At 55.3% G+C, this 20,296-nt stretch carries 16 protein-coding genes; 9 read left to right on the top strand and 7 right to left on the bottom strand.

All coding sequences use genetic code 11. From position 1 onward, the window contains the following. Positions 1-185: 185 nt before the first annotated feature. From AACY09_RS16270 to AACY09_RS16260, 3 genes are all read left to right on the top strand, one after another. Positions 186-1,727 carry a phosphoenolpyruvate carboxykinase gene (locus AACY09_RS16270; RefSeq protein WP_339489493.1) on the top strand — a complete coding sequence of 514 codons (1,542 nt, stop codon included), beginning with the start codon at positions 186-188 and terminating at the stop codon, positions 1,725-1,727. Between the two features lie 223 nt (positions 1,728-1,950). Next, complete coding sequence (locus AACY09_RS16265; RefSeq protein ID WP_339489492.1) at positions 1,951-3,750, top strand: acyl-CoA dehydrogenase C-terminal domain-containing protein; 1,800 nt, start codon at positions 1,951-1,953, stop codon at positions 3,748-3,750. A 171-nt stretch (positions 3,751-3,921) separates the two neighbouring features. Then, on the top strand, positions 3,922-5,700 hold the full coding sequence (locus AACY09_RS16260; protein WP_339489491.1) for an acyl-CoA dehydrogenase C-terminal domain-containing protein: 1,779 nt from the start codon (positions 3,922-3,924) through the stop codon (positions 5,698-5,700). 60 nt (positions 5,701-5,760) lie between these two features. Here AACY09_RS16260 and AACY09_RS16255 read toward each other — a convergent pair whose 3' ends face one another. Further along, complete coding sequence (locus AACY09_RS16255) at positions 5,761-6,429, bottom strand: endonuclease (RefSeq protein ID WP_339489490.1); 669 nt, start codon at positions 6,427-6,429, stop codon at positions 5,761-5,763. A gap of 380 nt (positions 6,430-6,809) precedes the next feature. After that, positions 6,810-7,370, bottom strand: coding sequence for an NADPH-dependent FMN reductase (locus AACY09_RS16250; RefSeq protein ID WP_339489489.1), 561 nt, complete (start codon positions 7,368-7,370; stop codon positions 6,810-6,812). 263 nt (positions 7,371-7,633) lie between these two features. Here AACY09_RS16250 and AACY09_RS16245 point away from each other — a divergent pair, with 263 nt between their 5' ends. Both AACY09_RS16245 and AACY09_RS16240 read left to right on the top strand, forming a co-directional pair. Further along, complete coding sequence (locus tag AACY09_RS16245; protein ID WP_339489487.1) at positions 7,634-7,903, top strand: hypothetical protein; 270 nt, start codon at positions 7,634-7,636, stop codon at positions 7,901-7,903. Positions 7,904-8,062: 159 nt separating this feature from the next. Next, positions 8,063-8,221 carry a YqaE/Pmp3 family membrane protein gene (locus AACY09_RS16240; protein ID WP_010485985.1) on the top strand — a complete coding sequence of 53 codons (159 nt, stop codon included), beginning with the start codon at positions 8,063-8,065 and terminating at the stop codon, positions 8,219-8,221. Positions 8,222-8,284: 63 nt separating this feature from the next. On the opposite strand, the gene AACY09_RS16235 is transcribed toward AACY09_RS16240, so the two are convergent. The 3 genes from AACY09_RS16235 to AACY09_RS16225 all read right to left on the bottom strand — a co-directional run bounded on the left by AACY09_RS16235 (position 8,285) and on the right by AACY09_RS16225 (position 13,094). Next, entirely contained in the window at positions 8,285-9,838 is a 1,554-nt protein-coding gene (locus AACY09_RS16235) for an acyl CoA:acetate/3-ketoacid CoA transferase (RefSeq protein ID WP_339489486.1), read from the bottom strand. An 80-nt stretch (positions 9,839-9,918) separates the two neighbouring features. Then, the gene (locus tag AACY09_RS16230; RefSeq protein ID WP_339489485.1) at positions 9,919-11,304 is read right to left on the bottom strand and encodes a GntP family permease; all 1,386 of its coding nucleotides are present in this window, start codon (positions 11,302-11,304) and stop codon (positions 9,919-9,921) included. Positions 11,305-11,618: 314 nt separating this feature from the next. Continuing rightward, entirely contained in the window at positions 11,619-13,094 is a 1,476-nt protein-coding gene (locus AACY09_RS16225; RefSeq protein ID WP_339489484.1) for a sigma-54 interaction domain-containing protein, read from the bottom strand. A 325-nt stretch (positions 13,095-13,419) separates the two neighbouring features. On the opposite strand from AACY09_RS16225, the gene AACY09_RS16220 reads away from it, so the two are divergent. The 4 genes from AACY09_RS16220 (at position 13,420) to AACY09_RS16205 (ending at position 17,572) form a co-directional block, all read left to right on the top strand. Continuing rightward, positions 13,420-14,418, top strand: a complete 999-nt coding sequence (locus AACY09_RS16220) for a DctP family TRAP transporter solute-binding subunit (RefSeq protein WP_339489483.1) — start codon at positions 13,420-13,422, stop codon at positions 14,416-14,418. A gap of 48 nt (positions 14,419-14,466) precedes the next feature. Then, on the top strand, positions 14,467-14,943 hold the full coding sequence (locus AACY09_RS16215) for a TRAP transporter small permease (RefSeq protein WP_339489482.1): 477 nt from the start codon (positions 14,467-14,469) through the stop codon (positions 14,941-14,943). Further along, on the top strand, positions 14,933-16,228 hold the full coding sequence (locus tag AACY09_RS16210) for a TRAP transporter large permease (protein WP_339489481.1): 1,296 nt from the start codon (positions 14,933-14,935) through the stop codon (positions 16,226-16,228). The genes AACY09_RS16215 and AACY09_RS16210 overlap by 11 nt, the downstream gene beginning before the upstream one ends. A 237-nt stretch (positions 16,229-16,465) precedes the next feature. Beyond that, a complete protein-coding gene (locus AACY09_RS16205; protein ID WP_339489480.1) occupies positions 16,466-17,572 on the top strand; it encodes a GGDEF domain-containing protein in 1,107 nt (368 codons plus the stop codon). A gap of 27 nt (positions 17,573-17,599) precedes the next feature. Here AACY09_RS16205 and AACY09_RS16200 read toward each other — a convergent pair whose 3' ends face one another. Together AACY09_RS16200 and AACY09_RS16195 are read right to left on the bottom strand one after the other, a co-directional pair. After that, on the bottom strand, positions 17,600-18,541 hold the full coding sequence (locus AACY09_RS16200; RefSeq protein WP_339489478.1) for a class I SAM-dependent methyltransferase: 942 nt from the start codon (positions 18,539-18,541) through the stop codon (positions 17,600-17,602). Between the two features lie 600 nt (positions 18,542-19,141). After that, complete coding sequence (locus tag AACY09_RS16195; RefSeq protein WP_339489477.1) at positions 19,142-20,224, bottom strand: zinc-binding dehydrogenase; 1,083 nt, start codon at positions 20,222-20,224, stop codon at positions 19,142-19,144. Between the last annotated feature and the right edge of the window lie 72 nt (positions 20,225-20,296).

The following is a 20,296-nucleotide window of genomic DNA, read 5'->3' as shown; positions in this document are numbered from 1 at the left end:
GACAGGTTTTTCAGGGGATCCTCATAGCGGCGAACACCCATAATGTGCCGATTTGTTCTGATCAGAGGCTGCACTTTTTAGTTTCTTTTCTGGCATAATCCGGCGCACTTTTTTCTATGTAGTAGTGTGCACGCCCTACTACAAAACGCACGAAGGAATCGGCCAGCCGGCCGACGGGGACTCACATGACGCAAGCCAATAACGCCGTGTACACCGACATCAGCGCCGCCCAACTGGTTGAAGAGGCTCTGCGTCGCAGTGAAGGCGAATTAGCCGATAACGGTTCTCTGGTGGTTCGCACTGGTCACCGTACCGGCCGTTCGCCTGCTGACCGTTACATTGTTCAAGAGCCGAGCACTGAGTCGAAAATCGCTTGGGGCGCGATCAACCGCCCATTCCCAGCCGATAAGTTCGACGCATTGTGGGATCGCGTTCAAGCCTTCTCCGACGCTCAGGACAGCTTCGTATCCCACGTTCACGTAGGGTCGGCTGACGCTCACTACCTGGCCGTTAAAATGACCACCCAGACTGCTTGGCAGAACCTGTTTGGTCGTTGCCTGTTCATTAATCCTGAACAATACAATCCAGCCGGTCGTGATGAGTGGCAAGTCCTTAACGTGGCTAACTTTGAGTGTGTGCCTGAGCGTGACGGCACCAACTCCGATGGCTGCGTTATTCTTAACTTTGCTGCCAAGAAAGTGCTGATCGCGGGCATGCGTTACGCCGGCGAAATGAAGAAGGCCATGTTCTCGGTGCAGAATTTCTTGCTCCCGGAAGCTGACGTGTTGCCAATGCACTGCGCGGCCAACATTGGCGAAGAAGGCGATGTGACCTTGTTCTTCGGCCTATCTGGTACCGGTAAAACCACCTTGTCTGCAGACGAAAGCCGTTACCTGATTGGTGACGACGAACACGGCTGGGGCAAAGGCGTGGTGTTCAACATCGAAGGCGGTTGCTACGCCAAGTGCATCGACTTGTCCGAGAAGAACGAGCCGGTCATTTGGAAAGCCATTCAGTTCGGCGCCGTGCTGGAAAACGTCGTACTCGACGAAAACCGCACCCCTGACTACGCCGATGACAGCCTGACCCAGAACAGCCGTGCGGCTTACCCGCTGGAACTGATCGAAAAGCGCTCCGAGAAAAACCTCGGTGGCGAGCCCAACGCTGTGATCTTCCTGACGTGCGACCTGACTGGCGTACTGCCGCCGGTGTCGATCCTCAATGAAGAGCAAGCGGCCTACCACTTCCTGTCGGGTTACACCGCACTGGTGGGTTCCACTGAAATGGGCTCGGGCGGCGGCATCAAGTCGACCTTCTCAACCTGCTTCGGTGCACCATTCTTCCCGCGCCCTGCAGGTGAGTATGCTGAACTGCTGATCAAGCGTATTCAGGGTTTCGGTTCCAAGGTTTACCTGGTTAATACCGGTTGGACTGGCGGTGGCTATGGCGTGGGCAAGCGTTTCAACATTCCAACCACCCGTGGCGTGATTGCGGCTATTCAGAGCGGCGCGTTGATTGGTGCTGAAACCGAGCATTTGCCAGTCATCAACCTGAGCGTGCCTAAATCGGTACCGGGCGTTGAAACCAACTTGCTCAACCCACGCAACACCTGGGCTGACCAAAACGCCTACGATGAAGCTGCAAAAGGCTTGGCCAAGCTGTTCGTCGATAACTTCGCCAAGTTCGACGTGTCGGATGCAATCCGCAACGCCGGTCCTCAGCTTTAATCGACTCTTTAAATGGTCGTAACTGGGTCAGCCCTTCAGGTTGATTCAGCAGCTGATCAAACACCCCGCCCTGGCCAAGCTAGCGCGGGGTGTTTTGTTTGCAGCGACCGGCTAATTTATGGCAGCGCATTCATCGAGGTGAGGTTGATTGCCCGGCGCGGTATGACGCAGTAGCGTGGATTCATTATTACGCGCCCTGCGCGCCTGCTGATGGAGAGCGAACATGCCTGAATACAAAGCGCCCATGCGCGACATGCGTTTTTTGGTCGATGAAGTTTTTGATTTCCATACAAGCTATGCAGCGCTTGGTGCGACCGATGCCTCGCCGGATATGGTCAGCGCGATTCTCGAAGAGGGCGCCAAATTCTGCGAGCAGGTGCTGGCGCCGATCAACCGTTCCGGTGATGAGCAAGAGTGCCAATTCGATAATGGCGTGGTGACAACCCCTGATGGCTTTAAAGAAGCCTTTGCCCTCTATGTTGAAGGCGGTTGGAATGGCTTGGCAGCTGATCCCGCCTACGGCGGTCAGGGCTTGCCGCACTCGCTGGGGCTGATGATCAGTGAAATGGTCGGTGCCAGTAATACCTCTTGGGGCATGTACCCTGGGCTGACCCATGGCGCCATGTCGGCGATCCACGCCCACGGCACAGAAGCGCAGAAACAGGCATACCTGAGCAAGCTCACCGAAGGCACCTGGACCGGCACCATGTGCTTGACCGAAGCGCATTGCGGCACGGACCTGGGCATTATTAAAACCCGTGCAGTGCCCCAAGCTGATGGCAGCTATTCGTTAACGGGCAGCAAGATTTTCATCTCTGCCGGTGAGCACGATATGAGCGAAAATATCGTCCACCTGGTGCTGGCTAAATTGCCCGATGCACCTGCGGGTACCAAAGGTATTTCGCTGTTTATCGTGCCTAAGTTTATTCCCGACGCGGCAACGGGCGAGGCGGGTGAGCGTAACGGCGTGTCATGCGGTTCCATCGAACACAAAATGGGCATTAAAGCTTCAGCCACCTGCGTGATCAACTTTGACAGCGCCCGCGGCTTTTTGATTGGTGAGCAAAACAAAGGCCTTAACTGCATGTTCACCATGATGAACCATGCACGGTTAGGCACTGGCATGCAGGGCCTGTGCCTGGGTGAGGCCAGTTTTCAGGGGGCGATTAAATACGCCAATGATCGTCTGCAGATGCGTTCGCTCACCGGACCGAAAGCCCCGGACAAAGCAGCCGATCCAATCATCGTTCACCCTGATGTGCGGCGCATGCTGCTGACCATGAAAGCCTTCAATCAAGGCAATCGGGCCTTGGCCTATTTCACCGCGCAACTGCTTGATCAGGCGCACCGCAGCGACAGTGCTGAAGATCGGGAAGAGGCGGAAAATCTACTGGCCTTCCTTACCCCCATCTGCAAAGCCTTTATGACCGAGACGGGGCTGGAGGTGACCAACCATGGTATGCAGGTCTTTGGTGGTCACGGCTTTATTCGTGAATGGGGCATGGAACAGCTGGTGCGTGATTGCCGTATCGCGCCGATCTATGAAGGCACCAATGGTATTCAGGCGCTGGACTTGCTCGGGCGCAAAGTGCTTGGCAGTCAAGGCAAGCTGCTCCGTGGTTTCACCAAGATTGTGCATAAGTTCTGCGAGTCGCAAGCCGCTAACAGTGAGTTCAGTGCCTATGTCAGCCAGCTTGCCAGCCTGAACAAACAATGGGGTGAGTTGACCCAGCAGATTGGCATTGCCGCGATGAAGAATCCGGATGAAGTCGGTGCTGCATCCATGGATTACCTGATGTTCTCGGGCTACGTGATTCTCGCGTATTTATGGCTGCGCATGGCCTTGGTTGCCTCGGAAAAACTTGCGTCAGGCAGTGACGATGCTGAGTTCTATCAAGCCAAGCTGGCAACCTGTGAGTTTTACTTCAAGCGTTTGCTGCCACGCACGGCCAGTCATCTTGCGGCAGCTCAAGCCGGAAGTGATTGCCTGATGAATATGAGCGCTGAAAGTCTGGCGTTCTGACCAACGGCCGCGCTGACCAGGACCTGCCATTCGGCGGGTCTTTTTAATTCAATAAGCTGCAAACCTTTTGTGAATTATCGGTCACAACCCGACCCTATGTGTCGTTAAAGTTGTTCGGGTACACTCGAAAGACTGTTACGAATCTGTATTCAAGTTTTGAGGAATGACCCCATGGCGGACTACAAAGCCCCCCTGCGCGATATGCGTTTTGTACTTAACGAAGTATTTGAAGTATCCAAGCTGTGGGCTGAGTTGCCGGCTTTGGCTGAAGTGGTTGATGAAGAAACCGCCAACGCAATTCTTGAAGAGGCTGGCAAAGTCACTGCCGGCATCATCGCGCCGCTTAATCGCAGTGGCGACGAAGAAGGCTGCACCTGGACCAACGGCGCGGTGAAAACCCCGGATGGTTTTGTGCAAGCTTATAAAACCTACGCTGAAGGCGGCTGGGTCGGTGTGGGCGGCGACGCCATGTTCGGCGGTATGGGCATGCCTAAAGTGATCTCGGCTCAGGTCGAAGAAATGGTCAACTCGGCCAACTTGTCGTTTGGCCTGTACCCAATGCTGACCGCAGGCGCATGCTTGTCGATCAACGCGCACGCCAGCGAAGAGCTTAAAGAAAAGTACCTGCCAAATATGTACGCCGGTGTTTGGGCGGGTTCCATGTGCCTGACCGAGCCACATGCAGGGACTGACTTGGGCATTATCCGCACCAAGGCTGAACCACAGGCTGATGGCAGCTATAAAGTCAGCGGCACCAAGATTTTCATTACGGGCGGTGAGCACGACCTGACGGAGAACATTATCCATCTGGTGCTGGCCAAGCTGCCGGATGCACCTGCTGGCCCGAAAGGCATCTCGTTGTTCCTGGTGCCAAAGTTTATGGTGGGCGCCGATGGCTCGCTCGGCGAAGCCAACAGCCTGTCGTGCGGTTCAATCGAACACAAGATGGGCATCAAGGGTTCAGCCACCTGCGTGATGAACTTTGACGGTGCGACCGGCTACATCATCGACGCGCCGAACCGTGGTCTGGCAGCAATGTTCACCATGATGAACTACGAGCGCCTCGGCGTTGGTATCCAAGGCCTGTCGACCGGTGAACGCTCTTATCAAAGCGCGATTGAATATGCCCGCGAGCGTATTCAGAGCCGTGCGCCAACTGGCCCGGTTGCCACCGATAAAGCCGCTGACCCGATTATCGTGCATCCCGATGTGCGTCGCATGCTATTGACCATGAAGTCGCTGAACGAAGGCGGTCGTGCATTCTCCAGCTACGTGGCAATGCAACTCGACACGGCTAAATTCAGTGAAGAGCCAGCCACGCGCAAGCGTGCTGAAGAGTTGGTTGCCCTGCTGACACCGGTGGCCAAAGCTTTCCTCACCGATGTTGGGTTGGAAACCACTATCCATGGCCAGCAGGTGTTTGGCGGTCATGGTTTTATTCGTGAATGGGGCCAGGAGCAGTTGGTTCGTGACTGCCGTATCACTCAGATCTACGAAGGCACCAACGGTATTCAGGCGCTCGACCTGGTCGGGCGGAAGGTCATTGGCAGCGGCGGTGCTTTCTACCAGCACTTTGCCGACGAAATGAAAGCCTTCACCGACTCAGCAGATACTTCGCTGGCTGAGTTCGTGGAGCCACTGAAGGGCGCCGTGAGCATCCTTGAGCAAATGACCGCAGACCTGCTGGAGCGCGCCAAGACCAACCCGAATGAAGTCGGTGCAGCTTCGGTTGAGTACTTGCACGCCTTCGGTTACACCGCGTATGCCTACATGTGGGCATTGATGGCGCGCACGGCGCTGAGCAAGCAGGGCGAAGATGATTTTTATGCCAGCAAGCTCGGCACTGCACGCTTCTATTTCGCGCGGATCCTGCCACGCATCCATTCATTGAGTGCGTCGGTTAAAGCCGGCAGTGAAAGTCTGTATCTGCTCAACGCTGAGCAATTTTAAGCGGCAGCTCGTAGCAATTAAAAAACCCGCTTCGGCGGGTTTTTTAATTCTCGAGACGCGCTAGTTATTGCTGATGCCGGCCGCCAGTGAAGGGTTGTCAATAAACGGATTGCGGGTGCCTTGCAGTTCGCCAATTTTATCGTTGCGGGCTTGTTCGGCCGCGTCAGGCGGGTCCATCTGGTTCCACTGCTTGTACATCTGTACGGAGCCAATGATTGGCAAGTCGTACTCGCTGGCCATGTAGAAAATCGCCCGGGCAATGTTGCCCTTGGCCTCATCACGGGGTTCTACCAGTTGAAAGGTCGCCTGCATCTGGCAGCCAATGTCGGCAAGTTTATTGGCGGCGCTGTCATCCAAATCACCAAATTGGGCATTGCGCCGCACCAGCTCGGCCCGGGTTAACGCCGGATACAGGTTGTGCAGATCAGCCTTCATATAGGGGTAACGCGGATTGACCACGGTGCATTGGTTGTCCGTGCTGCAGCGTAAGGCGCGTTTGAGTTGTTTGGTGTTGTAGATCTGACTCACCGTATACAGGCCGGTCTGTTGGCTGAATGTCTGGTCACAATAGAGCGTGGTTCCACCGCCAGCGTAGAGCTCTTTCCACAGCAATTGTTCGGCAGCCTTGAGGTCAGCTGTTTGTTTTTGTCCCCCGGTAGGATTCGCCCAGCTGGGGTTGCAGGCTAAGCAAGACAGTGCGGTTAGCAGAAGTATTTTTAGGCTTGGCATGGTCAGCTTTATAGTTTTTGTAGGACAAGATGAATGTGGGCATTTTCCCACTGAAATGCAAGCCAAGCGAATGCTTGGTTGGGTAAGTGTAGGAGAATGCTTACACACCGTGTCGCCTTTTACGACTATTGCCCAACGTGGGTATCGCGTAACTTATGGGGTGTGGACGTAGCGCAGGAAGCGCGAATTACTATCATGGATACGATGGATTGCCTGCCAGGATGGCAAGCGGATCAAGGATGATCGGAAACAGTCTGCATGAACCTCGCTTTTAAAGCGGGGTTTTCTTTTTTCTGGGATATGCTTTTCAGCTATCACCCGCCCCCAAGTCTGGCAAGTAACGTCGCAGCGTGACTGCGACGCAGCTATTGCAACATGCCTCAGGCTTTGTAGTGCTGCTCAACCCATTGAGCAAAGGCGTCGATAAACTTCTGCAAGAAAGGCTTTACGCCGTCACTGAGCTTGCCGTCCTCATCGAAGAAACTACCCGCGCCGCCAAGGTAGGCCTCAGGTTGTTGCAAGACCGGTACATTGAGAAATACCAGTGACTGACGCAGATGATGGTTGGCACCAAAACCGCCAACAGCACCCGGTGATGCGCTCAGCACGGCGCCGGGCTTGTCACCGAAGGCACTCTGGCCATAGGGACGTGAGCCCACATCAATGGCGTTCTTCATCGGCGCCGGTACTGAACGGTTGTACTCGGGGGTGACGAACAGCAGCGCGTCAGCCGCTTTCACTTCATTGCGAAACTCGGTGTAGGTGTCCGGTGCCGGATCGACATCGATGTCTTCGTTGTACAGTGGCAAATTGCCGATTTCGACGATATTCAGTCGCAGGGAAGGCGGAGCCAGATCAGCCAGGGCCAGTGCAAGTTTGCGATTAATTGAAGCTTTGCGCAGGCTGCCGACCAAGACGGCAACGGTGTATTGCTTGCTCATAGAAAATCTCTCTGCTGATGAGGGAACAGGTGTCTACAGGTGCAGTAAAGCAAACTATAGCGACATAACCTTGACAGTCGTATTAGGCAAAGGTTGACCTTGAGTCGATATGAGTGGACTGTGCAGTTAAATCGTCATCTGCGCTGGCGATAGTTAAGCAATAACAATCTACTGGCTAAGCCTGTGCGCAACGGTACTTGCTGTACCTTTTTTGCTGAACTGCCTCCTAATCACTCTCTCAAGTGACATCAAAGGAGAACACCATGAGCCTATACAACCTCACTCCGTCTGACCTGTTCGATCCGGCGAAACAGCTCGAATCTGAAGGGCTTTATGAGGCGCAATCGGAGATCTTGTTTGCACTGGCCTTTTCTGTACCGCTAGGCCTGCCCGGCGCGTCCACGACTCATGCGCTTAAACCGCCCACTATTCACGATAAAATTGTCGGTGTAGTGGCTGTAATTGAGCGATTCAAGCAGCAGTTCGGTAGGCAAGAATCCCAGCCGAAAACAGAAAACCGATCACGACTTTAGGGCAATTTTTGCGTGCGCCCAGCAGGCGTTCATCCTTTATTTGCTGGGCGCCGTTTATTTTCCGGCGCCTTTAAATCAGCACGCAGGCTGAACTGTCGCGGTGATAGCGGGTCATAATATGCGTACCCGATGCTGGGCTTTTCGAAAAGGAGTTTTTCAATGGATCTGATCCGAATTTTGATTGCTATCCTGCTGCCGCCACTTGGCGTCTTTCTGCAAGTTGGCTTGGGTGGCGCATTTTGGCTGAATATTTTGCTGACCCTGTGTGGCTATATTCCGGGCATCGTCCACGCTGTGTGGATTATCGCCAAACGCTAAGTATCAATTAGCGACTTAAAAACCGCACCGTATGTGCGGTTTTTTGTGGGCGCTGTTCAGCCGCTAACTCAAGGTTGTTATAAGGCCCATAGGATCTTGGCTGAACAGCCGGGCATCCATAAGCCGGGGTTCCCGGACGATGGGAGCAAATGCCATGCGCTGCAGAATATCGCGTTGCAGGTCTACGCCCGGCGCGATCTCGATCAGCTCCAAACCTTCGGTTGTCAGTTGGAATACACAACGCTCTGTGACGTAAAGCACAGGTTGCTGGCGCTGCGCGGCAAGTTGTCCAGCAAAGGTGCGGTGTTCAACCTGCTCGACGAATTTGCACATATCGCCGTCCTGATTGATTTTCAACTGACCTTCGGCAATCTGAATGTCTTGCTTGCCAGCGCTGAAGGTGCCGACAAACACCACGCGCTTGGCATTTTGACTGATATTGATAAAGCCGCCAGCGCCTGCCAGACGACTGCCGAATTTGGAGACATTGAGATTACCTTCGGCATCCGCTTGGGCCAGCCCAAGTACGGCGAGATCAAGCCCGCCACCGTCATAGAAATCGAACTGATAAGGCTGGTCGAGCAGGGCGCTGTGATTGCTCGCGGCGCCAAAATCCAGGCCAGAAGCGGGCACCCCACCAATCACTCCGGGTTCTGCGGTGAGGGTGAGCTTATCGATCATGCCTTCCTCTGCCGCAACGGCCGCAACCCCTTCCGGCATGCCGATTCCCAGGTTCACCACCGCCCCTGACTTGAGCTCCATGGCTGCGCGCCGGGCTATCAGCTTGCGCACGTCAAGCGGCAGAGGCGCAAGGCTGTCGAAGGGTACGCGCGTTTCGGCAGAAAAGGCTGGGTTATAGGTTGTGGCGAAGGTCTGTTGATGATTTTCCGGCAACGACACCACGATGCAATCCACCAGTATTCCCGGAATCTTTACTTCACGCGGGTTAAGGGTACCGCGCTCGACAATTCGTTCGACCTGGGCAATCACCAAACCACCGCTGTTATGCGCCGCCATGGCAATCGCCAGGCTTTCAATGGTTAGGGCTTCACGCTCGAAACTCAGGTTGCCGTCTGCATCAGCGCTGGTCGCCCGGACAATGCCGACATCAATGGCAAAGGTCGGGTAAAACAAATAATCCTGACCATCAATGGGCATTTTGCGCACCAGATCAATTTGGGTGCGCTGGTTGAGTTTGCCGCCGCCAAAGTCGGGATCAACGAAGGTGCCAAGTCCAACCTTCGACAGTTGGCCGGGCTTGCCAGCGGCGATATCACGGAATAATTGCGAGATGACCCCCTGCGGTAAGTTGTAAGCCTCGATGAGGTTATCCACCGCAAGCTTCTGTAAACCAGGCACCAGGCCCCAGTGCCCACCAATGACCCGACGGATTAAGCCTTCATGGGCCAGGTGATTCAGGCCGCGTTGCTTGCCGTCACCTTGGCCGGCTGCGTACACCAGTGTCAGGTCGCGGGGGCTTTGTTCGCGCTGGAAGCGTTGCTCCAGGGCAATGGCGATTTCTTCAGCGAAACCGATGCCGACGAAACCGCCGGTGGCGATATTGCTGTTATCGGTGATGCGCGCCACGGCTGCGGCTGCACTCATGACTTTACTCATGGTGAATACTCGAAAGCTAAGGGGGGAATGCAGCAGTTCAGCCGTTATGCCGGGCCGCGTTGGCCCGGCATGGGTGTGGTTTAGAAACTGCCGAACAAGGTGCCGAGTGTGATGACTACTACCAGTGCGACCATCGGGAAGGCCACAGTGTTGACGAAGATATACTTGTAGGACTCGCGGTGCGTCAGCTTACAAATCGCCAGCAGCGAGATAACCGCGCCGTTGTGCGGCAGGGTATCCATGCAGCCTGAAGCCATGGCTGCGACTCTGTGTAACAACTCCGGGCTGATGCCGGCGGCGGTTGCTAGCGTCATATACTGCTCGCCGAGGGTTTTCAGGGCGATTGACATGCCGCCGGATGCCGAACCGGTGATGCCGGCGAGAATGTTCACGGCCACCGCTTCAGAGATCAGTGGGTTATCCGAGACGCCGAGGACCAGATCGCGGATCACCACGAAACCGGCGAGTGAGGCGATAACGGTGCCGTAGCCCACTTCCGCTGCAGTATTCAAAATCGGCAGCATGGAACCAAATGAACCTTCGTTGACGGTTTTCTTCAGGTCCATCCAGCGCCGCCAATGGATCACAATCAGCATCAATACCGCGACCGCCAAAGCCACAATAATCGCCCAGATACCGATTAACGATTTGGCATCAGCCAAGCCGCCAAACTCAGGCTTGGCCAGATAGCTGGCGTCGATGTTGGGCAGCACTTGCTTGGCCATCAAGAAGTTCAAGCCGATCACCAGCAAAATCGGCAGCAGCGCCAGCCAGAAACTCGGTGTGTAGGCGTGCGACTCAATGATTGGATCGTCTTGGTGTTCGCCGTAGCCTTCACCCGCGGCTTTGAGTTTGCGCGCTTGGGCGTTTAGCCACAGAGTGCCCAAGCCAAACATGATTGAGCCTGCAATGATCCCAAGCCCCGGCGCAGCAAAGGCGTCGGTGCCGAAGAATGGATTTGGGATGGCGTTTTGAATCGCCGGCGTGCCCGGCAGTGCAGTCATGGTGAAGGTGAATGCACCCAAGGCGATTGCGCCGGGAATCAAGCGCTTGGGAATGCCAGCCTGGCGAAACAGGGCAGCGCCAATCGGGTAGACCGCAAATGCCACCACGAACAACGACACCCCGCCGTAGGTGAGAATCCCGCAGGCCAGCACAATGGCCAGAATCGCCCGTTCGCTGCCAACCTTTTCGACAATGCCATGGGCAATTGCCCGGGCAGAGCCGGAGTCATCCATCAACTTGCCGAATAGCGCCCCGAGCAAGAACAGAGGGAAGAACTGAATGACATAGCCACCCATGGCCTTCATAAATATCTGGGTGTAAGTCGGCAGCAGCATGCTGGCCTCGCCGGAAAACAGCAGGGCGAGCAGGGCAAGCAATGGGGCGAGAATCAGCACGTTGATGCCGCGATACGCGAGGTACATCAACAGTGCGAGAGAAATCAGAATACCGAGGGTACCCATAGGTCATTCCTTTTTGTTGTTGTTTTAGGCGCCACTTTCTAGGGCGGGCCGATCATGGTTGCGCGTTACAAACCGGCATACGCACACCGTACCTTTACTAGAGCGAAACATGTGCCAAGTTGTTTCCGACTTTAGTTGAATTCGAGCTGCGCGGCTCAAGCATGGGGGTCTTGTAGAGGCATAGTCGTATTGAGTGGCTTCGCTGTCAGGCTTCTTCATCCTCTTGAGTGTCTACTTTTTTAGACATGTCTGGAATGTTGGAAGGCTCACAACGATGAGTGTCCATATTATTGGACACTGCTCGGCGGGCGTGGCTATCGTTCGACCATGCCATGGAGTTGCAGTTTGTTGTAAAGGCTGGCGCGGGAGATGCCCAAGTGAATTGCCGTTTGCCGGCGGTTGCCCGAGCAGGCGAGCAACGCGGCCTGCAAGGCTAAGCGTTCGGCGTGGGCAAGGCTCTGAGCCAATGGAGTTGGTTGGGTTTGGCTGGGCAGTTGCATTGGAGTTGGCGCGCTTGCCGGTACAGCGGTGTTCACAGCTGACGGATTGAGTAACGGCCGAATCAGTTGTGCATCAAGCAAAGTCCCTTCAGCGGCGAGTTGCACCCGTTCAAGCAAGTTGCGCAGTTCACGCACGTTGCCGGGCCAAAGTTGCTTGGTCAGCAGTTGCAGGGCTTCATTCGTCAGCTCCATTGGCGCCTGACCTGAGCGATTGGCGATGTCATCCAGCAGGTGCTCGATCAGTGCTGGAATGTCTTCCTGGCGTTCACGCAGTGGCGCTACATTCAAGCTCAGCACATTGAGTCGGTAGTACAGGTCGTCACGGAACTTACCGCTGGCTACTTTGGCTTCCAGATCAATATGGGTGGCCGCAATAACCCTCACATTCAAGGGCTTCACCTGGTTCGAGCCCAGCGGTTCCACTTCTTGCTCTTGCAGCACGCGCAGCAACTTGGCTTGCAGTGGCAGGGGCAGATCACCGATTTCATCGAGGAACAGGGTGCCGCCATCGGCCAGCTCGAACTTGCCTATACGTGCTTTGCGATCCGCACCGGTGTAAGCGCCGGGTGCGGTACCAAATAGTTCTGCTTCGACCAGTGTTTCCGGAATTGCCGCCACATTGACCGCGACAAAGGGACCGTTGGCCCGTGGCGAAAGGTTGTGAATGCCTTGGGCTAGTAATTCCTTGCCGGTGCCGGTTTCGCCGCGTAGCAAGACTGTTGCATCCAGTTGCGCGGCACGTCGGGCTTGACGTTTAACCTCACTGGCAGCATGACTCGAACCGATAAAACCGGCGATCGTGTAGCGCGCCCGGCGAGCTTTGGCCAGCTCATGTTGAGTGGCGCGCAATTGGTTCTGCAGAATGTTGTATTTGGCCATTAGGGGCTTTAGGTGGCGAGCGCGGTCGAACAACACAAAGCCGATCGCGCCGACCAAGGTGCCATCCTCATCGCACAGTGGAATCCGGGTGACCACAAAGTGCTCCTCGCCGAATGCCATCAGGTCGAGCATGCTCGGCTGACCGCTTTCCACCACTTCGCGCAGTTTGCTGGCGGGCAACACCTCCTCAATTTGCTTACCCAATACGCTGCGCGCATCGCTGATGCCGACCTTTTGCGCATACTTGTCGTTGATCCACACAATGCGCGCCTGGCGATTCACCGCAATGGTGCCTTCGCACTGTGCATTGAGATGGTCAAATAACAACGGCATGGCCACCGCGCGAAAGCGCTCGGGGGAGACGCCGATGATCAAGCCATCGTGATCGAGGTCTTCGCGGGAAATGGTCATCGCCAGCAGTATCCTGATAAAACAATCCGGCGATTATGGCCAGCCTGGTTCCAGGTTGTCCAAAGGATGCGCATCATCCCTTTTGATAATGGCGCTTTGTGCAGGCATTTGAGATAGTTAGCAGGCTATGCGCTAGCCGCTAGCAGGCCGCTCACAACTCACAAGGTTAAATGAGCGGTTTAAGTGCGTGCACTAGGTGCCAACCCGGCACACTCAGGCGAATCATCCGCTCGCCGTTGGATCTGCCGCTCATGGCTTTAACTGCTGTGATCGAGCCTCGAGCCCTCAATAATAAAACGATATCGATCCACATCAAGGATGCCCGATGAAATTTCCCCGTTGCTTTACGCTGCTGGCGACTGCCGCTGCTTTATCTGTTGCGATGACTGCCCAGGCGCGCGAATACTCCGTTTCAACCGTCCTTTCAGATGCTTTCCCTTGGGGACAAGCCGCGCAGAAGTGGGCGGACTTGGTTAAAGAGCGCTCAGAAGGGCGTATCACATTGCGGGTCTATCCCAATGCTCAACTGGTGGCTGGTGACCAGACCAAAGAGTTTTCGGCCATGCGCTCCGGGCTGATCGACATGGCTGTTGGCTCGACCATCAACTGGTCGCCTCAGGTGCCTGAGCTCAACCTGTTTTCTGTGCCTTTCCTGATGAAGGACAACGCTGACCTTGATGCGATTACGCAGGGCGAGGCGGGCAAGTTGGCGTTCGGCGCAATCGAGAAGCGCGGTATTGTTCCCCTGGCTTGGGGCGAGAATGGCTTTCGTGAACTGTCTAACTCCGTCAAGCCATTGCGTGCGCCAGCGGATCTCGCCGGTCTGAAAATCCGGGTAGTAGGTTCGCCACTCTTCCAGGACACCTTTACTGCACTGGGGGCTAACCCGACGCAGATGAGCTGGTCAGACGCCAAGCCTGCCCTAACCACAGGCGCGGTTGATGGCCAGGAAAACCCGATCTCGGTATTCGATGTGGCGCGGGTTGATCAGGTCGGTCAAAAGTACCTGACGTTGTGGCACTACATGGCTGACCCGTTGATTTTTGCGGTTAACCAGCGTGTATGGAAGGGCTTGCCAGAGGCTGACCGTGAGTTGCTGCGCCAAGCGGCACTGGATGCCGGCAAGTGGGAGACAGAACTGTCCCGTGGTCAGCAAGCACAACGCTTGGCTGATATCCGTTCACGCGGTGTTGAAGTTGTCGAGCTGAGCGATGCTGAGCGCAGCGCATTTGTTGAAGCAACGAAAAGCGTCAAGCAGAACTGGGCACCGAAAATCGGCCCGGAACTGATGAAAGCGGCCGAAGACGCCATCGCTAAACCCTGATCCTGTGTGACCCTTGGGCACTTCAGCCCAAGGGTGTTTGAGGTGTATATGAATAAACAACCGGACGCACGCCTGGAGCGTGCGCTGGCGACGCTGGCACTGGTAATCATCAGTTTGATCAGCCTGGCTAACGTAGTGGTGCGCTATTTCACCAATGCGTCCTTTGCCTTCACTGAAGAGTTTTCAGTGTTCTTGCTCGTTATCCTGACCTTCGCCGGTGCCTCTGCGGCGTTGCGACATAATCGGCATATTCGCATTGGCATGCTTGAACGGATGTTTCCGCGATTGCGCACACCGCTGATCTACTTGCAGTGGCTGGCGGCTGTCACCGTGCTGGGTTTGATTGTTTGGTACGGCGGTCAGTTTGCGCTTGAGGAGTATCAATGGGACTCTGAATCACCGGGCTTGGGGCTGCCCAACTGGTGGTATGTGGTCTGGTTGCCAGTGCTGGCGTTATTAATGGCCTTTCGACTGACCCAGATGACCCTTGATCGACTGCGCGGGAGACTCAGCGATGAGCCCTGATCTGTGGTTGATTGTCAGCTTTATTGGCTTCCTGGTGCTCGGCGTACCGGTGGCCTTTTCCTTGGGGCTTGCTGGCGCTATCGGCATCATGACCGGGTTGTCACCCGACATGTTGGCAACCCTGGGCACCAACACTTATAACGGCGTTGCCAAGTACCCCTTGATTGCAATTCCGCTGTTTATCCTCACGGGCCTGGTGTTTGAGAAAGCCGGAGTGGCTTTGCGTTTGGTGCGCTTTGCCCAAGCGCTGATCGGGCCCCGCCATGGCGGCTTGGCTCTGGTGGCGATTCTGGTCTGCCTGATCATGGGCGGCATGAGCGGTTCGGGGCCGGCGGATGCCGCTGCGGTTGCAATGGTGATGCTGCCGGGCATGACCAAGGCCGGTTACCCAAAGCCTTTTTCGGCAACGCTGATAGCCGCATCCGCCTCGACTGCGATTCTTATTCCGCCTTCGATTGCCTTGATCCTGTATTCAATCGTCGTACCGGGCGTGGACCTGCGCGCGTTGTTCGCGGCGGGACTGTTTCCGGGAATCATCGCCGGGCTGGTGTTGTTGTTGCCAGCGTGGCTGCTGTCGCGTCATTACGGTTGGGAGTCCCCGGATAGCGCCGAGCGTCCCGAAAAATGGGCAAGCTTCAAGCAAGCGTTGCCCGCGCTATTTGCCCCAGTGATTATTCTGGGTGGTCTGCGCAGCGGTTTGTTTACGCCGACTGAGGCGGCGGTTGTGGGCGTGGCCTATGGTGTGGCGATCGGCTTGTTTATCACCCGTGATCTCGACTTGCGAAGCCTGTGGAAGCTCTGTGGCGAAGCAGCAATGATTTCGGGCGTGGTGATGTTGATTATCGCCCTCGCTGGAATATTTGCCTGGGCGGGCACGATGCTCGGCACATTCCGTCATTTGGCTGAATGGCTGATTTCGCTGTCAGACAACAGCACAGTGCTGCTCATACTGGTGATGGTCGCCGTGTTGCTTGCGGGCATGTTGCTCGATGCGATATCGATCTACCTGATCCTGATGCCCATCCTGATTCCAGTGATGCAGCACTTCGGTTGGAATCCGGTGTGGTTCGGTATTCTCCTGGCGATGAATATTGCGATTGGTCAGTTCACGCCACCGGTTGCGATTAATCTGATGGTGACTGCCGAAGTCGCTAAGATACGGCTTGAGCAAACCGTCGGTTGGGCGCTGTTATTCGTGCTGGTGATGGGCAGTGCGCTGGTGTTGGTCGCGGTATTTCCAGAAATTGCACTATGGTTACCTCGCGTACTGGGCTATGCGGTTTAGCTGTTAGCGGGTAGGGCTGCGCTTATGTGATCCATAAGCGCAGTTGCCGCGACATCTCTGGCTCATGGTGCGAAGCCTCTGCTCGGTATCTTTTTCTTCAGCGCTTGGCGCGTGATGCGAGACGATCCCAAATCAAGACGCCCTCAAAAGCACTGTTTTAGTAGTGGCAATTTGTTCCTATGGCGCTTTCGCGGTGCTATAACTGGGGGAAACTACCCATGCGGTCAGGATAAACCGATGTCACTGTTGCGGCCCCAACCCCCGCTAAATAAAGAGCTACTGGCTTCGGGGATCGAAGACGCGAGCAAGCGCAGAATGCTGCGCGTGATTATTATCGCGACCGGCATTACCTTAAGTGGTTTCGCGTTGCTGCAGTTTCTGGCGGGTAACCATTTATTCGCCTTATTCGAAGTCTGTGCTTCAGTGCTGCTAGTGATAGGCGGCTGGCATATCATTTATGTGCGCCACTTGATGCCTTGGGTCTACGTTTACGTATTGCCGACTTCATCGTTCTTGGTTTACATCATCGTCATGCCCAATGCATCGGCGTCTGCCTTTGTCTGGATCTACATGATCCCATTGCTCAGCTATCTCCTGCTGGGGCGGGTGCATGGCTTTTTTGTATCAGTGCCATTTATGCTGGTGTCGACGCTGCTGTACTTCCAGCAACACCGTTACACCCTTGATGCTGGCGGGATGATTGACCTTGGCAATGCCATGCTCTGCGGGTTGCTGATTATTGTCTTCGTACACATCTATGAGAGCCTGCGGGCGCAAGCCTATCGGCAACTTGAGCGACTGGCCCAGACCGATGCCTTAACGGGCGTCGAAAGCCGTGGCTGTTTTCAGCAGGCGTTGGAACGCAGCATTCAAGAAGCTGAGCGCAGTAAGTTGTCCTTTGTCCTGGTGATCCTGGATGTCGACCACTTCAAGCAGGTCAATGACCAATGGGGGCATGTGGCGGGTGACTTGGCGCTAAAGCACCTGTGCACCTCGATTCTGCAGCGTTTGCGGGTCACCGATAGCATGGGTCGTTTAGGCGGTGAAGAGTTTGGCTTGTTGCTGCGCAATACCGACCTCAACGGCGCCAAACCCTTGGTCGAGGATTTACGTCAGCAGCTCGCCAGTTCTCCTTTGGCCTACGGCAACCAGGAAATTCCACTCTCGGCCACTTTCGGCGTTGCTGAGTGGCCAAGCGATGGGCACAGTCTCGATCGACTTTATCGTTGCGCTGACCGGCGTTTGTATTATGGCAAGCAACAAGGCCGCAACCAGTTGGTGACTGCCGATAGCATCAGTGAGGTCGATTTCCGGACGGACTTTGCCGGTGGCTCCGGCACGTGAGGGGTGGGTTAATAAAACCTCATCCAACTACCGGACGCAGTTAAAGACCAATGCCTTCAAGCCGCTATCAGGGTTGTTGTCGGCGAACTCTGGCGGGTTCGGCAAACGCTGCTCGAACTGCAAGCTTGGGGCATCGGCCGCCATGCCATCAATCAAGAACTGCGGGCCCACATCCGGGTCATTAACACAGGCCAGCACGGTGCCGTGCTCAGTCAGCAGTGTCGGTAAGCGCCGAATAATCCGCTGATAGTCCTTGCTCAAGGCAAAGCTGCCTTTCTGGAACGAAGGCGGATCGATAATGATCAAGTCATAAGGGCCGAGCTTGCTCACCTTGCCCCACGACTTGAACAGTTCATGGCCCAGAAAGCTGACTCGGCTCATGTCGTGCTGGTTCAAGCGGTGATTGTCACGGCCCCGGCTGAGCGCCGCCCGGGCCATATCCAGATTGACCACATGTTCCGCGCCCCCGGCAACTGCCGCCAGAGAAAAACCGCAGGTATATGCAAAGAGGTTCAGCACCCGCTTGCCTTGCGCTTGTTCACGCACCCATTGGCGGCCGTAACGCATATCAAGAAACAGGCCGTTGTTTTGTTTTTTACCGAGGTCAAGTTGGTAGCGCAAACCGTCTTCGCTGATGACGCATTCATCAACCATCTCGCCCTGGATGACTTCGATGCTGCTTTCCGGCAGGTAGCGATGCTGCAGCAACAGGCTTTTCCCCTGGCTGGCTTGCCAAGTGGGCGACTGGGTCAGTGCCAACAGCATTTGCTTGAGTGATGCGAGTTCAGCCGCTTCTGGCTCGCGAAACAGTGACACCAATAACACAGCTTGCAGCCAGTCTGCCGTGACGTGCTCAAGCCCAGCCCACAGACGGCCACGGCCATGGAACAGCCGCCGTGTTTCATCCGGGGCTGGGTCAAGGGCGGCGGTCAGGTGGTTGAAAAGCGTGTCAAGCGCGGCAGGGTTCATAAATCACGACGGTTGCGAGGATGCTGAGCATTTTAAAGGCAAGTGCCCGAAGGGGTTGGAAAAAGTTGGGGGCTTTTTTGAGTTCTGGGTCCATCACCGGGGTATGGCTGTCATTAAATGACAACTCGCTGACGGGCAATGACAATTATTGCCCGAGGTTGGGTGCGATTATTTAGCTCAAATAACAACTAAATCCCTAACAGGGGAGAACCATCCTATGAGCAATCGCCTAATTACACTGTCGCTTGTTGCCGTGTTTCTGAGTAGCGCTTGGTTTTTTAAAGCCGAGGTAAAGGCTAAACAGCCTGTCGCTTACAACGTGAGTATCGCCCAGGTGCTGAGCAGTCGCTGATACTGCTGCCCACTTGATGCATGGTGCGATGCAACATTGATTGTGCATGTTGCTCGCCATTGCCGACCTTGAATAATCTGCAACAGCAATGTGCTGGCGGACAAGCGCCGCATTGTCAGGCCCTGCATAAAGTGAATCCACAGAACGGATGCCGCTTCTCCCGCCCGTGTTTCCCTCCTGCGAATAAGTAGATCAACTTCCATCATGTGGCGTACAAGCGTCGCCTTGCGACGCCGTACAAAACAAGCTTATGCGTTCGGGCGAATCATGATTTTGATTTGATCCTGCGGGGTGGCAAGTTGCTCGAAAGCCGTGGTGATCTGCGACAGCGGCAAGTCGTCAGTGATCATTGCGTTGGCCTCCAGTTGACCCTCTGCCAGGTGGTGCAATGTCTGGGCAAACTCTTCACCTGAGTAGAAGCTGGAAAAGCCGACATTCAACTCTTTCATTACTGGAAATACCGGTTCAATTTGATCTGCTTGCATGCACAGGCCCACAACCATAATGCGGGCGCCATAGACTGCGCCCGCCATCACTTGCTGGATCATGCCCGGCACACCCACACATTCAAAAATAACCGATGGACGCCGACCAGCCCCACCCAGCATTGGGGAGATGGCGCCGAACAGGTCTGCGTCATCGGTCTGGGCGGCCTGCTCCCAGGCTTCGTAGGGCGACTGTTGGCGCGGATTCACCACCACGTCGGCACCGAGTTTTTGGGCCTGAGCTAAGCGCCCGGCGGAGACGTCCGCGGCCACAATTGGCTGGATACCGCGCATTTTCAGTACTGCGATTATTGCTAGGCCAATAGGGCCGCAACCCACCACCAGGGGCACGTCACGTTGAGTCACTTTGGCTTGGTTAACGGCGTGCAAGGCGACGGCCATTGGCTCGGTGAGTGCTGCCATTTCGCTGCTCAGACCATTGGGGACCGCAAAGGTCATGCGGCTGTCGATTGTCATCCGCTGAGAAAAACCACCGGGGATATGGCTCGGCGCCGAGCCAATAAAGACCATGCCATCCTCTCGCGCCAAAAATGGCAGCGCTACGACTCTGTCTCCGGTTTTGAAGCGGTTATCGCCTTTCGCAGGTTCAAGCACTTCAGCGCAAAACTCGTGGCCGAGTGAGATGGGCTGGCTCGGGTCGACAATGGCCTTGCCGAGTGCGCGAACGCTGGCGTCGCCCATTTCTTTTGCGCTGTGAACGCAGTGCAAGTCTGTACCGCAAATACCACATACCAAAGAGCTAACCAGTAATTCATGGGCAGCGGGGGTTGGCTCTGCGATGTCTTCTACGGTGAGTTTTTTGTCTATAACCAATGCGGCTTTCATGGCAGTTCCTTATTGACTCAAGGTGCTGAGAGCACAGTTGAATGCTGTTTATTATGGGTAATGTCGTTTCAC

Source organism: Pseudomonas sp. EL_65y_Pfl2_R95 (assembly GCF_963971045.1).
Classification (GTDB): Bacteria; Pseudomonadota; Gammaproteobacteria; order Pseudomonadales; family Pseudomonadaceae; genus Aquipseudomonas.
This window is presented reverse-complemented; position numbering and strand designations above follow the sequence as displayed.